General features: G+C 38.4%; 15 protein-coding genes. 4 read left to right on the forward strand and 11 right to left on the reverse strand.

The features are described 5' to 3' along the window. Window positions 1–7: 7 nt before the first annotated feature. From BV60_RS0100485 to BV60_RS0100505, 5 genes are all read right to left on the reverse strand, one after another. The gene (locus BV60_RS0100485) at window positions 8–313 is read right to left on the reverse strand and encodes a hypothetical protein (RefSeq protein WP_029318874.1); all 306 of its coding nucleotides are present in this window, start codon (window positions 311–313) and stop codon (window positions 8–10) included. A gap of 30 nt (window positions 314–343) precedes the next feature. Next, window positions 344–994, reverse strand: a complete 651-nt coding sequence (locus BV60_RS0100490; protein ID WP_029318875.1) for a hypothetical protein — start codon at window positions 992–994, stop codon at window positions 344–346. A 4-nt stretch (window positions 995–998) separates the two neighbouring features. Further along, a complete protein-coding gene (locus tag BV60_RS0100495) occupies window positions 999–2,231 on the reverse strand; it encodes a S41 family peptidase (protein WP_197029465.1) in 1,233 nt (410 codons plus the stop codon). A gap of 91 nt (window positions 2,232–2,322) precedes the next feature. After that, window positions 2,323–3,120: a metallophosphoesterase gene (locus BV60_RS0100500; protein WP_029318877.1), complete on the reverse strand. Its 798-nt coding sequence runs from the start codon at window positions 3,118–3,120 to the stop codon at window positions 2,323–2,325. Between the two features lie 481 nt (window positions 3,121–3,601). After that, window positions 3,602–4,084 carry a hypothetical protein gene (locus tag BV60_RS0100505; RefSeq protein ID WP_029318878.1) on the reverse strand — a complete coding sequence of 161 codons (483 nt, stop codon included), beginning with the start codon at window positions 4,082–4,084 and terminating at the stop codon, window positions 3,602–3,604. Window positions 4,085–4,361: 277 nt separating this feature from the next. On the opposite strand from BV60_RS0100505, the gene BV60_RS0100510 reads away from it, so the two are divergent. Continuing rightward, window positions 4,362–4,832: a LytTR family DNA-binding domain-containing protein gene (locus tag BV60_RS0100510; RefSeq protein WP_242840914.1), complete on the forward strand. Its 471-nt coding sequence runs from the start codon at window positions 4,362–4,364 to the stop codon at window positions 4,830–4,832. Between the two features lie 12 nt (window positions 4,833–4,844). Further along, complete coding sequence (locus tag BV60_RS0100515; RefSeq protein WP_029318880.1) at window positions 4,845–5,264, forward strand: DUF3021 domain-containing protein; 420 nt, start codon at window positions 4,845–4,847, stop codon at window positions 5,262–5,264. 397 nt (window positions 5,265–5,661) lie between these two features. Here BV60_RS0100515 and BV60_RS0100525 read toward each other — a convergent pair whose 3' ends face one another. Next, window positions 5,662–6,747 carry a GNAT family N-acetyltransferase gene (locus BV60_RS0100525; protein ID WP_029318881.1) on the reverse strand — a complete coding sequence of 362 codons (1,086 nt, stop codon included), beginning with the start codon at window positions 6,745–6,747 and terminating at the stop codon, window positions 5,662–5,664. Window positions 6,748–7,016: 269 nt separating this feature from the next. Between BV60_RS0100525 and BV60_RS0100530 the strand changes: the two genes are divergently transcribed. Further along, window positions 7,017–8,324 carry an ATP-binding protein gene (locus tag BV60_RS0100530; protein ID WP_029318882.1) on the forward strand — a complete coding sequence of 436 codons (1,308 nt, stop codon included), beginning with the start codon at window positions 7,017–7,019 and terminating at the stop codon, window positions 8,322–8,324. A 227-nt stretch (window positions 8,325–8,551) separates the two neighbouring features. Here BV60_RS0100530 and BV60_RS0100535 read toward each other — a convergent pair whose 3' ends face one another. The 3 genes from BV60_RS0100535 to BV60_RS0100550 form a co-directional block, all read right to left on the reverse strand. Beyond that, complete coding sequence (locus BV60_RS0100535) at window positions 8,552–8,947, reverse strand: hypothetical protein (protein ID WP_029318883.1); 396 nt, start codon at window positions 8,945–8,947, stop codon at window positions 8,552–8,554. 806 nt (window positions 8,948–9,753) lie between these two features. Beyond that, window positions 9,754–10,830 (reverse strand): hypothetical protein, encoded by a 1,077-nt coding sequence (locus tag BV60_RS0100540; protein WP_029318884.1) that lies wholly within the window; start codon window positions 10,828–10,830, stop codon window positions 9,754–9,756. 191 nt (window positions 10,831–11,021) lie between these two features. Next, window positions 11,022–11,285, reverse strand: a complete 264-nt coding sequence (locus BV60_RS0100550) for a hypothetical protein (RefSeq protein ID WP_029318885.1) — start codon at window positions 11,283–11,285, stop codon at window positions 11,022–11,024. Window positions 11,286–11,531: 246 nt separating this feature from the next. Between BV60_RS0100550 and BV60_RS0100555 the strand changes: the two genes are divergently transcribed. Continuing rightward, window positions 11,532–11,792 carry a type II toxin-antitoxin system prevent-host-death family antitoxin gene (locus BV60_RS0100555; protein WP_029318886.1) on the forward strand — a complete coding sequence of 87 codons (261 nt, stop codon included), beginning with the start codon at window positions 11,532–11,534 and terminating at the stop codon, window positions 11,790–11,792. 422 nt (window positions 11,793–12,214) lie between these two features. Here BV60_RS0100555 and BV60_RS0100560 read toward each other — a convergent pair whose 3' ends face one another. Next, on the reverse strand, window positions 12,215–12,529 hold the full coding sequence (locus BV60_RS0100560) for a type II toxin-antitoxin system RelE/ParE family toxin (protein ID WP_029318887.1): 315 nt from the start codon (window positions 12,527–12,529) through the stop codon (window positions 12,215–12,217). Window positions 12,530–12,599: 70 nt separating this feature from the next. Next, window positions 12,600–12,806: a type II toxin-antitoxin system prevent-host-death family antitoxin gene (locus BV60_RS20670; RefSeq protein WP_029318888.1), complete on the reverse strand. Its 207-nt coding sequence runs from the start codon at window positions 12,804–12,806 to the stop codon at window positions 12,600–12,602. Window positions 12,807–12,988: the final 182 nt, after the last annotated feature.

The following is a 12,988-nucleotide window of genomic DNA, read 5'->3' on the forward strand; positions in this document are numbered from 1 at the left end:
CTTAGTTTCATTGGTCTAATACCTCTGCAACTGCTTTTCCAAGCTCGCTTTTTATTCGTTCAAGCTCACTGTTTATCTCATTCATTCTGTCCGCATCCTTGTTAAATACATAGAATTCAGATAGCCCTTCCCTCGGAGGGTACAATGATCTATAACAAGACTTTATGCAGTCAACTTTGTCTTCCTCTAATGCATCCGACTCCAGATATTCAATCGCTCCCTGAAGGGATTTATATTGAGGCGTTATCCTGCTGTCGCCGTAGTTTTTAAAGAACTGTAAGAGTTCCTTAAATAATCCAAGTACTTTTTCCATCTCTCTCCTTATGGTTATCCATCTTATCGTTTACATACTAAGCTGTACCAACAAATCCTTATATCTCTGGGAGTTGGTCCTTATATCTTCCTCTGAAACACCGTAATAAAGATATGCATCTTTCATGATCTTATTACTCTTTCGGATAAAGGACTTACTGCCGCTTGCTCCATCGCCTATGTAACCGGCATTTCTTTCAATGGTTACATCCATCATATTTTCAGCATTCTTCTCAGTTTTTACATATTTATGGAAATCAAGATCAAAGACTTCTCTTGCTATAGAGTCAGCTTTCTCCTGATTTTTCTTAGTTGCCTCATCCATCATTCTAAGCACAGCTTCTGTGTCTTCAATATCATCAATAGAAGGAAAGCACGGCTCTCCTACCAAATCCGGTCTGTGTTCAAACAAAAGCGATACTCTAAGCTGCTCATATTCTTCAATAACTTGAGGATCTGACATATCAGCTTCAACAAATCCATACCTTGAAACAAGATACTCTCCAAGTTCCTCTAGGCTATGCGTTCCTGGATGAATTCTTTTTGCGATAAAGTATCTCTTTATCCTTGTTATACGGCTCTGCATCCTTTGCCTAAATGTCGGTTCTTTCGACTTATCTAGTAAAAATATGGTAGTGGGCCCATCAGCCCCGCCTATTATCTCTTCAGTTTCTATCCCCATAAAACTATTGTCCCCTTATTAATTCCAGGCAGCGGCTCAATGGCGCTACTGAATGCTTCTTCTCATTACAGCTGACATCGGGTGCTGTACCGGAAACAGCGTTAATCGATCCGTCAGGATTCTCTCCTGCTGCACTATTAAACTGAATTAGAAGTCCTGAGTCCGGTAACATTGTAAATGCTACTCTCCCAAGGCCATCACCACTTGTCTTGTCTCCGACCAGTGTTGCCCAGCCGGTAGATTTACAGAAGCAGGCAAATCTTTCTGCTGCTGAAAAAGTATTCGGTCCGGTTAACACCCAGAACTCATAATTTCCCTGAATTCTTTTTCCATCAAAATTATCTTCCAATATGGACCAGTTATTGTTGCAATAATGATTCAATCCCAGATTTGCTGCCCACTCCGGAGCATCTACAAGTTCTGATGTGGGTAATAATTCTACATCAGGATCTGCAGAATCAGCTGATTTATAGAAAGCACGCAATTTAAACTCATGATCACCACCAAACGGTGCAACTATATTATCCACCCAATAAGTGTTGTCTCCTCCGTGATTAGCGGAAATATCAAAAATGATGTGTTCCGTATCCGGGTATTGTTCCAGAGCATTGTATACTATATCCTTATCCCGCTTTACCAGTGCATGCTCAAAAGATGGTAACCTCATGTATAATGCATTGCAATCATCATAATAATTCACATAAACTGCCGTGAGCTCATCTGATTTTTCACGCTCTGCATACTCTTCATAACTCTGCGGTACAGTATATATGTCTGATAATTTCGGATCTTTTAAAAGCTCAGCAGTCGGAGCCGCGTATTCGTTTGTTGAAAGCTCTTCGTCCAAAACAAAAGTGCTATATAATGCCTTATATACCTCGGGAGTTATTACTTCCAGATGAGCAAAATGCTCCATTTCTCCGAACAACCGCTGAATCATATTCGCAAAATCCGCATCTTTATCTATAGAAGTCAATTCCACCTCATATCTGTCATGTAAATCCTTGGTATTAACAATGTTCTCATCAATATAAACCAAGTAAGGATAGCTGTTTTCCAACATCCCCCACAGATACTCATAGTCATCTGCATACTTTACTTTGCTCTCTTCGTCAGATGTTTCTATTGAAGAACTCTCTAGCAGAGATACTACACTTTGCTCGGTAGCCTCTTGATTTGAGCATCCCCCCAATACAAGCGCAACACAAAGAAAACACCCAGCAACTCTTTTTTTCATTTCCTTAATCCAAATCTTCATCGTTATTTTGTTAAAAAACTCCCCCTCATGATATGTGACTCTTGCCTATATCTTTTACTTCTCAAAATAATTATCCCCTTTTTTCAAGCTCATCAAAAGTAATTGTAAATGCCTTTAAATCATCAAGTCTTAGCAATATCCCGCCCTTATAGTACTTATCGTTATTGTCATAGTGGGCACAGCAACCATCAATGTCGATGATATTGTCCTCAAGGTATATTCCTAAAGGTCTCCATCCTTCCGCTTCGTCAGCATGACAGGTTGGCACATGTCCTATAATGAAAATCCATGGCTCATATGTCGTGTACTCCTTATTATCCATATACACATCCCAGCGAAAAGGCGACTGCCACACTATATCCCATGCAGTCTGATAATCAATTTCACCATAAGGAACATCTATCTTATCTTCTTTGAAAAATGAATGCGTAAGAATATACGTTGTACCATTTACCGTGACCTTCGTTGAAAGAGGACATGACCTTAGCCAGGTAAGAAGCTCTATACGCTCATCCTTTTTGAGGAGCTTATACTTAAAATATGTCTTATTTCCGCCATTTCGAAATACCCAAAGGACGGAATCTTTCCCTGGGAGCTTCCCATAGTCTACGGTCGCACTCCCATCAGGGGCAACACCGTTTAGCATCATGAACTCATGATTTCCCAAAAGGAAATGCATATTTTTAGCATTCATCACATGCTTAAGGATTTTTATCCCATCTGGTCCTCTGTCAATGGCATCTCCTAGCATATAAAGCTCATCCTTATCTGAAAACTCCACCTTCTCAAGGAGCTTTAAGAACATATTGTACTGCCCGTGCAGGTCTGATATTGCATATGTTGCCAATGCTTTCTTTATTCCTTCCAATTTTTCTTAATTGAAAACAAAATCAAAAATGCCCCAACAAACACATTTTATCATAGAAAATAGCTCATTATAGCTAAAAGATAGCTGTCACCAAGTAAGAATAAACGCATGCATAAGGGGTTTCCCTGGGGAAACCGTTGGAGAAAGGGGACTTTAATCCCACCTTTCAATGCCGCATCAAAACCTCTCTTGTGAGAATATCCTCCTGCGGCATTGTGGTCTGGGAGATGGGCAGACCAACGCCGGAGGCGGTGCTAGGAATGGTACACATTAAAAGAGCCCATCCGAAGATGGGCTGAATATATATGAAGTGCTTAGTCAATTATGGACCCAGCACTAATTGAGGTTAGGCACTGTTTTCAGTGCAGTTGAGGTAGTTTTCATAAGCGTATACCTCCTTTCCTCAGTCAGTATTTTATCATAAATCAGCTCTATTTATTCATAGATACTTGATCTCTAATACACTAGAAATCACCTCGAATCACTTATCATCAGAGGAAACCAAATCAATCAAATCCTTCGTATCATCCCTGGTCTCTTCTCGCTTCCTTGCTTCAGTTGCAATCTTATCCTTCATCACTGCCTGCATGATAAGCCCCTGATCCTTAGCTGAGAACATACTTATGCTCATTAGAAGCTCATCTATGTTATCCCTGTTAACAAGAAGGCTCCCACCCTTGGAGAGCTTGATCCTGATACACTTACTCTCATCTGAAACATTCCCAAGCTCTAACCTGTTACTTTCCTTATTACAGTAATATATCGCACTCTTATAGCCTATATGTCCGGTACTGTCAGCAAGATCAAAGTATTCACAGGGCCTGTTATCCTGCACATACTCCTTCGCTGTACTGTTAAATATTTCCAAAAACGAGGACCTCTTGGTATCACCTATACTCTCAGGCCTGAGACTATGGGTATATATCTGATGCTTATTACTTTCATTTATCCCTTCAGTTATCATAAAATCCCTCCATTCAAAACAAAAACAGTAACAAAAAGCCAGACCTGGCGGTTTTATCCATTACCGCCAATGCCTGGCAATCCTTTGCTATTTTGTTTATCGGAAGAAATCCATTAGAGCTTTACTCCAGATTCTTTGAATTAAGATGAATCTCTTCTCAAAATCCGTCACGGGGCAGAGTATATTTTGTCCATCTGTCATATCCTAATTCTTGCATTTCACCTTTAAAATTTCGCCACTTACATAAGATGTAAGGACAGGTCCATGGGAATATTGTATGATTGCATCATCAAAGAAAGGAGCAAACTTCATGAAGGTTAACGTAGATATATCTCCACAATACAAGGATCCATATGCTGTGATATACACAGAAAGGGTAACCCCGGACATACAGCGTATGATCGATATGCTCGGCTCATATGACAGCCCGATTACAGCTTTGCAAAGCAACGGAGACATAGTGATCCTGCAGCCTGCAGAAATCTATATGGTCAGGGTGGAAAACACAGAAAACATAATCTATACGGAAAGGAAGCAGTACAGGTCACGAAAAAGACTCTACGAGATCGGCGAACAGCTTGGTAACCAGTTCATGCAGATATCAAAATCCACCCTCATAAATCTCTCATGCATGGACAGCATAGAGCCCGGTTTTAGCGGAACGCTCCTATTAAAGCTAAAAAATGGCTGTAAAGATTATGTTTCAAGAAAGTATCTGTCAGAATTTAAAAAATATCTAGGACTATAAAGGAGAAAAATAATGAAAGAAGTTGTAAAAAGAGCAGTTCTTGGAATAGGTATCGCAATGTTATTCTTTTGTATCTCAGGAATTATTTTCGACATAAACGGCGGCGGAACATTTACGCTTACCAACTACCAGTTCACCAAAATGGTACTTGGATGCATAATCGTCGGCATAGGATTTGGTGTCCCGACAATAGTTTATGATGCTGAAAACATCCCAATGCCCTTAAGGGTACTGATCCACATGGGCATTGGCTGCATAATCTATACCATAGTGGCATTCAATGTTGGCTGGGTAAACGCATCAACACCCGCCCAGGGCATAATTGTGATCGGAGCACAGCTCCTTGTTGCTTTTATCACCTGGTTCCTCTTCATGAGACATTACAGCGCTGAGGCAAAAAAGATGAATGACAGAATTCAGGCATTAAAATAAATTCTTAGAACAAACATTAAAAACACCTGTTATTATTCAAAAACGTTTGGGAGGTTTCTGACTTCTCAAACGTTTTTGATGCCTGGACTTACTATATTTGCTATAAAAAGGTATAATGCCCCTTTCCCCAATACCAGTGGATAATACTCTTCGCATATTTTTTTAATGTTCAATCCACAAAGACCTCCTTTGCTGCTCATTTTTCTGATTCTATTATATTAGTCCACTTTTTGAGAAATTCGTTACAGGAATTATTATTTATTATTAAAAAACTCACGACGCGATTTTTGTCGTGAGTTTTGCAAATTTCATATCATGATATCAAAGTCAGTTCATCAGAAACAATCCCAGGTATAGAGTACATTATCGAAGTTAAGGTTTTTCAGATCATCCTCTTCTATAAAAAGTGACCTACTCCTGAGTCTCCCCACATGATCTCGTATCCATCGCCATAACAGGAATCCATCTGGAAAAGGAGGGTATCATATTTACCATCGTCTCGAGGATCATCCTGGGTAAAGAAGGGATAGCCAAATATTTTATTGCCGGTGATGCCTTCATCTTCATCGGAGTCTTTACCGGCTTTCTTATCAATACCTTCTTCAAAGGTGATACCATAGCAGTCACAGAGCGGGAAATATTCATCCTTTTCCCTATTTAGATCAGCGGCAGATCGGATACCAAGGCTTTTTACTGATTCCTCAGATACAGCCGGATCAATATCTTTGTGATATATAACTTTGAAGTCCTTGTCATCATCATAGCTACAGCCATAAACATCATCGCAGCCTATGAAGAACTGTAATAGTCCTTCCTTTGGAAGAAGAGGATTTTTTACATCACTTAGGTTTATCTGGGCAAGGAGTATGAGTTTTTCACCCTTCATGCTAACAGGGTATTCCTTGTCTTGTGGCCAGTAAGGATATCCTCCGAACTTGCTGTCTGTAAGGGCTACTTTATCTGAAGGATTAACCGTAATATTAATCACTTTTTTGGGCTGAGCAGACTTATTTTTGCTTTGTTTTTTAGTTTTAGATGGCTCAGTGTAGGAAGGATTGGTATAAAAATAGTTATGAGTTTCTTGCGGACCATAAATGGGATTAACATAATTATCTTTTTCATAACCGCATTTTTTTAAAACCCTTAGCATGGCAAGATTATCAGGGAGTATCTCTATGCAGATGTTTTTTAGTCCTGATGATATGCATTCTTCCTCAGCATATTTCATAAGCTCTGTAGCAAGGCCCTTATTTCTGTGATCGGGGTGCACGGAAATTCCCATGATTTTCATATAATTGTCTTTACCGCTCCAGTTGTAGGTGGCGAGATTTCCTATTATCTTGTTATCGTCCATAAGAGCATAGTAAGTATTTCTATCATTCTTCAAAAGATCGAGCCACCAACTGACTTTTGTAAAGCAGAGTTTATCAAATTCCAGAATGGCATCGTAGGAATCCATTCCGAGTTTTTGCATTGTGATCATATAATATAGTTCCCTTCGTATATTATGAAATGTGGTACATACTTAGTTAATATAGCAGAAAAGACAGGCTATGTCAGGGTTTGAACACTAAGTCATATGGGATATTTTGGCAAAATAGAAGGATGCTTTTCTGAAAAAATTAAAATATTGTTCGTCTGAGTTGCACATGCTAAAATATTCTTAAATGTTGATTCAATCACCATTTTTGTATTCCAAAATGTTGATTTGGATGCATTTTAAATATTCTAAAATGTTGATGAGGTGTCGTAATGCTAAAAAGAAAAGTTACTGAGCAGCTGAAAAACTGGATTTCCGCCAAAGATAAGAAATGCCTTATCGTCAAAGGCGCTCGCCAGACTGGAAAAACATATATAATTGAGCAATTCGCCCGTGATAACTACGAAGAAACCGTTGAAATCAACTTTAAAGAGACTCCTTCAGCCGCTGAGATTTTCTCAGGTGATCTGACTGTTGATAGCATGGTCATGGCATTAAGATTCAGATTTCCGGAAAAGAAAATTGTTCCTGATAAAACGCTTATCTTTTTAGACGAGATCCAGGAATGTCCGGAAGCCATAACTTCACTTAAGTTCTGGGCTACAGATAACAGATATGACGTAATAGCTTCAGGCTCTCTTCTGGGTATAGATTACAAAAGATCATCATCCTACCCCGTAGGGTATGTTGATTACATCACAATGCATGGACTTGATTTCGAAGAATACCTCTGGGGACTTGGCATTTCTGATGACATGATAAGATCACTTCAATCCTTTTTTTCCGAGAAGAAGGCTGTTCCGGAAGGCATCCACAATCAGATGATGTCATATTACAGACAGTATATCGCCACCGGTGGTATGCCTGAAGCTGTTCAAAAATATATAGATTCCAAAGATTACAGGGAAGTAGATAAGGTACAGCGGAGCCTCCTGCAGGGTTATTTGTATGATATAGCTCATTACGCAACTGCTGAAGAAAAGGTAAAGGCAGAAAAATGCTATCTTTCCCTTTCAAAGCAGCTCCTTGATAAGAAAAACCATAAATTTCAGTATAAAGAGATTGAACATGGCGCAAGGGCTCAGAAGTATTACTCAAGCATAGACTGGCTCCTAAGAGCAGATATCATCCAGCTCTGCCGGCTTGTTTCTGATATGCGCTATGATCTTGATGATTATGCAAGAGACGACTTTTTCCGGGCGTATACCACTGATCTATCTCTGCTTATTGCCATGAAAGATTTTTCACTAAAGCAGCATATCGTTGAAAACACGCTTTCCGGAAGCACAAAAGGTGGATTGTTTGAGTGCGCCATTGCAGATGCTCTGATCAAAAAAGATTACTCTCTTTTCTTCTATAAAAATGAAACAACTAAAAAGGAAATAGATTTTCTGATTCAAAAAGATGGCAAGGTCATTCCAATAGAAGTAAAGAGCGGTAATACGCGTGCTACATCGCTTAATTCTGTGATAAAAAATAAATCCGATATAGATTTTGGATATAAGTTCATAGATGGCAACATAGGCGTAGGAGACGCAGGAATAATCACCCTTCCGTTATACATGGCTCTATTCATTTAAAAACATATCCATATTCCTATTTCTTAGCGTCTTATACAATGCCAGACCATTATGAAGCAATATTTTTGTAAACGGCAAGTAGTTTTCCATAAATTACGGCATTTAATTTTCCAGAAAATGCGGCAAACAATTTTCCATAGTTTGCGGCATTTTATTTTCCATACCGACAGTTACTATAACTATCAGCATTTGTGGGCTCTGCCCACAAATACCGGTAGTATTCATGATTAAAGAATTGCTGCGTACTTGGGATTGCTTCGCAGTTTAGAAATGACATCTTCTGAGAAAAGCTCGATATACTGTTTAAAAGTTCCTTCATTGATATGGACAAAACGGGAAGGCAATTCAGTTGCGTTACTTATGCCTGCACTGGTCGGCCTTTTTATGGGCTCTTTGGCGGCTTCTGTAAAGCAATCACCATGATCATGGGCTTTTTCAAAGCAACTTATGGCTTGTTCATAATCTTTATTTCTGTTACAAATACGTGCTGCGTTCAAGTAAAGCAAGCATATATCGCTATTAAACCATCCATAATTACCATCTCCAAAAGCAGACTTATAAAGCATAACAAGCGAAAGATAGATCTCCGGATTGTTGGTAGTTGCAAAGTGTTCAAAATTCATGTTTAGCACATGGGCTTGACTGAACCTGATGGGCCAGAAGACTCAGATTTTTGGGATCTTCCGGATGGCGATACTGAATTATTTTAACTGCTCAAATCTGATACATGGAAAAATGATGCCACAGATGGTAAAAATCTGATGCATTTCCGGAATGCGTTCTTTATTTAGTTAATATATATCCCAAAATACATACATTCGTGATATTGATGGGTCGCGTTTACTTTTTCAATAAAGTCGTGAGTCGTCCGCTTAGATTGCGCATCTTTGCGGCGGTGGTTGTCGAAATAGCGCACAGTTCAGCGATTGCTGATTTTTCAAAGCCAGTAAAAAAAGACCTTTTAAACGGTATTTCGTAATATACCATCTAAAAGGTCGCGATAACTATTTCAGTCAAGCATGTATGGTTTTATTGAAGTGATGATTTCACAGATTCTTCATACTTTTATCACTTTCTCTTACGATTCTGTTTGTATCATATGACTATCAGAAATGATAATAATCCCCTCATAAGAACACAAAAACTTTTCTTCAAAAAATAAGCTGGAACTTACGTGACAAAGTTCCAGCTTTCCCCATTAATGGTGTAATGATAAACGAGAATTGCTCCCTCCATTCGTGTATTGCACCAATTTAGAAAAAACCGGATACCATGGACATTTCAACCCATTGATATCCGGATATTCCTTCATCTATTTTGTATTTCAGTTATACATTTTGAGCTCTTATGAATCTCCTTATCACATGACCATGTCCATGAATTAAATATACAAAGACAAAAGAACAGTCCCATGGTTTGTCATTAACAATCAACAATACTTCTGAATATACTCACCGAAAAATGGCAACGTAATATCTGCTACACCATAAGACTCTGAGCTATCTAGGAGTAAGCCCATTTTTTTCAACGCGGTACTATTTACCTGATAGCTCCCCTTGCCATCCAGCTCTTCAAGAACTTCTTTTCTCTTTTTGGGACCTGAAGAAACTATCCTGAGGATTTCTCGTTCTCCTTCAGGAAGTTCTTTCCATATCTTCTCATAGCATTGAGCGAACAACTCACTCTTTGCCTGCTTTAGCACATAATCTTCGCCCTTGTCTTTATATTCGAAGTATGCACTTCCAATCACCTGATAAGCATAGGCAAAGCCTTTAGTCATCTTGGCAAAAGAAATAGCCTTGTCTTCATCCATCTGTGCAATATCTTCATACTTGATTGCCATTGCAGGCATAGGAAATGGCTCTGTTCTCAGTTCGGCTGCCCTCTTAAAGAAAGTAAGATTTGGAACTTCGCCCAACTCATAAAAATTCTGATAAACACCGGAGCAAATAAGATAAACAGGCCATGGAGCTGCTATTTCATCCTCCAAAGTGTTTCTTATCAGCTTCGCATATACTGAGCAGAATTCAGTCATTGAGTCGGTCTTTGCTATATCATCGATGCCAATCATAATCTTCTTTTTCGCTTTGACTAAAATACCAATAAGTTGCTCAAGACGCACTTCATCATCATAATCCGTTTTTGTATCAACACCAGCATTTATTCCAACAAAAGGTATTGAAACACTTAGATTAGTTTTTTCCGCCAGCAACGCTTTTTTTACTTCTGGCTCGAGCAATAGATAAGATATCAATGTGCTAATCTGATTTCTTGCAGATGAGACATCGTAAACCAGCCATCCTTCAGCTTTCATGCCCGCAGTTTTATAATGTCTGAGTATATTTCCAAAGATAACGGTTTTCCCAGACCCTCGTATTCCAGTTATCTTATATACGCTCTCAGATGGCTGTGGATACAAGAAGTTTTCATAGACTTTTTCTTCCAGAGTGGTGGTAATATTCGCATCACCAACTCTTCCAGGTGTATGTGTAAATGGATTTTTCATAATGACCTCCAATACAACTATTTACATGTTTGATATTATAATACACCTATTTACACATCTATACAAGTATTTACACCTCAAGCATACAATTACAACTATTTACAGGTTTTATATGAGTAGCACCTTCCATTCAGCTCCTGCCAACAAACCATAATTATAGTGTTTGTTCGATTTCTTTAAGCCATCTTCCGTCATAACTCCATTCCTAATAATCTTTTTGCTCTTTCCTCCGGCTCAAACCTGTCATCTTCAAGTATTTTGTAGATCTTTTCGTGATCGGGATCATTTTTCTCGTCATGATATACCGAATACTTGATGATCAGGTCTACAAGACTTGAGATCTTGTCCAAAGCACCATCTCCGCACCTTTCTCCGCAAATCATCTCAACTCCGTCAATAATCTCATCTATCCCCTCATATGCAGTGACGAGATTTGTCATATCCTGTAAATCCATAGCTTCTCCTTTCGAATTTAGTATATTGTTTACATCATTATTTTAAAGAAAAAGTCCAAGGATAACTCACCATACTATCAACAGTTTTCAACTAAAAGTATTGATACTACCAATAGTAACGTAATGTATAAATGTAAACATAAGCCTTGCTGATATATTCGCATGCGAATTTACTTCTTAATATATCCTTATAGCCATATAATGTAATTATATAAATTTGTTTTTCGCTGTTATAAGTAGGTACCTATGCCAGCTATTATGCCTATATCCGATTTGAGAAATTACACAGATGTCCTTAAGGAAGTTGATACCAACAGCAGAGTATATCTTACAAGAAATGGTCGCGGAGTCTATACCATCATGTCCATTGAGGAAGCTGATGAACTTGATCGTCTTAAAGCATTACACAACGTACTTTTAGACCTTAATAAGGCTGAAGCTCGCGCTGAGCGTGAAGGTTGGATTAATGATGATGAAATGCAGAAAGTGATGGGGCTTGAAGATTGAAAACACTAAAATACTCTCCTGATTATAAAGAAAAAATGAATGCATCGGCATTTCTTTCCAAGGTATGTTTGGTATCGATACTGATTACCAATATATCTATGCTGCCAAAAATTATATATGGTTAAGTTCTGAGTTTAATAGATTATATTTTTAATGAAGTGATGATTTCACAGATTCTTCATACTTCTATCACTTTCTTTTACGATTCTGTTTGTATCATATGACTATCAGAAATGATAATAATCCCCTCATAAGAACACAAAAACTTTTCTTCAAAAAATAAGCTGGAACTTACATGACAAAGTTCCAGCTTTCCCCATTAATATGGGTAGTGATATCATGAAATTGCTCCAACTATTCAGCTGCCACCAATTAAAGGCATCCGTTCCAATGGGCAGCAATTGTTTTAAGTGTGAAGATCATCATTCTTCACTCATGGACTTTATTACAAGACTAATGTATGCACTCCTATTGTACAAGACTCTTCCTACTTCAATGCGATCAGATCTGATCCTATAAAATGCACTGTACTTCTTATGAGTCACGTAATAAATTCCAGTAAAAACATCTTCGTAATACAGGCGTTCACCTGTTTTAGGGCGCTTACTGACCTTTTTGAGGTTAGCTCTTAAATCGGCTATATACTTATCTGCAATGCCAAAATCTGCTGAAACTTCGTCCCATGTCTGATCCATATCTGCCAGAGCCATCGGTGAGTAAACTATTTCGTAATCCATTTCAGTCTTTCACCATCCTACGCCTATTTTTAAAATGCTCAGCGACCTCATCGTCACTGATCCATCCTTCCTATTCTCCGGAAGCAAATCCGGCATTGAGTTCACTGATGAGTTTGACCATAGCCCTAGCCTTGTCGAAAATCTCATCATCTTCTATGCTATGTATGCTATATTCTCCACGACCATTTTTAGTAAGATAAACTGGCTTACCCGCTTCTACCTTGTCCAGAATCTGACCATAATTACGCAATTCAGAAATTGGTGCTATTGTTGGCATATGAATCACCTCCGTTTCTTAATATTTTTATATATAATCCAGAATACTTCTTCAATAAATTCTTCGAAATATTCTTCGAAATATTCAATGCTCAAAAAGTTCACACTGAGCGAGAAAGTTGGATTAATGATGAAATGCAAAAAGTGATGGGACTTTAAGAATAAAACAACAATTTCATTCAG

This window comes from Butyrivibrio sp. AE3004 (assembly GCF_000703165.1).
In the GTDB taxonomy this organism is placed as follows: Bacteria; Bacillota; Clostridia; order Lachnospirales; family Lachnospiraceae; genus Butyrivibrio.

What these genes read in the sequence shown, in the direction of transcription:
- BV60_RS0100485 (WP_029318874.1), bottom strand. Translation starts at nt 313, where the DNA reads ATGGAAAAAGTACTTGGATTATTTAAGGAACTCTTACAGTTCTTTAAA.
- BV60_RS0100490 (WP_029318875.1), bottom strand. Translation starts at nt 994, where the DNA reads ATGGGGATAGAAACTGAAGAGATAATAGGCGGGGCTGATGGGCCCACT.
- BV60_RS0100495 (WP_197029465.1), bottom strand. Translation starts at nt 2,231, where the DNA reads ATGAAAAAAAGAGTTGCTGGGTGTTTTCTTTGTGTTGCGCTTGTATTG.
- BV60_RS0100505 (WP_029318878.1), bottom strand. Translation starts at nt 4,084, where the DNA reads ATGATAACTGAAGGGATAAATGAAAGTAATAAGCATCAGATATATACC.
- BV60_RS0100510 (WP_242840914.1), top strand. Translation starts at nt 4,362, where the DNA reads ATGATTGCATCATCAAAGAAAGGAGCAAACTTCATGAAGGTTAACGTA.
- BV60_RS0100515 (WP_029318880.1), top strand. Translation starts at nt 4,845, where the DNA reads ATGAAAGAAGTTGTAAAAAGAGCAGTTCTTGGAATAGGTATCGCAATG.
- BV60_RS0100525 (WP_029318881.1), bottom strand. Translation starts at nt 6,747, where the DNA reads ATGATCACAATGCAAAAACTCGGAATGGATTCCTACGATGCCATTCTG.
- BV60_RS0100530 (WP_029318882.1), top strand. Translation starts at nt 7,017, where the DNA reads ATGCTAAAAAGAAAAGTTACTGAGCAGCTGAAAAACTGGATTTCCGCC.
- BV60_RS0100535 (WP_029318883.1), bottom strand. Translation starts at nt 8,947, where the DNA reads ATGAATTTTGAACACTTTGCAACTACCAACAATCCGGAGATCTATCTT.
- BV60_RS0100540 (WP_029318884.1), bottom strand. Translation starts at nt 10,830, where the DNA reads ATGAAAAATCCATTTACACATACACCTGGAAGAGTTGGTGATGCGAAT.
- BV60_RS0100550 (WP_029318885.1), bottom strand. Translation starts at nt 11,285, where the DNA reads ATGGATTTACAGGATATGACAAATCTCGTCACTGCATATGAGGGGATA.
- BV60_RS0100555 (WP_029318886.1), top strand. Translation starts at nt 11,532, where the DNA reads ATGCCAGCTATTATGCCTATATCCGATTTGAGAAATTACACAGATGTC.
- BV60_RS0100560 (WP_029318887.1), bottom strand. Translation starts at nt 12,529, where the DNA reads ATGGATTACGAAATAGTTTACTCACCGATGGCTCTGGCAGATATGGAT.
- BV60_RS20670 (WP_029318888.1), bottom strand. Translation starts at nt 12,806, where the DNA reads ATGCCAACAATAGCACCAATTTCTGAATTGCGTAATTATGGTCAGATT.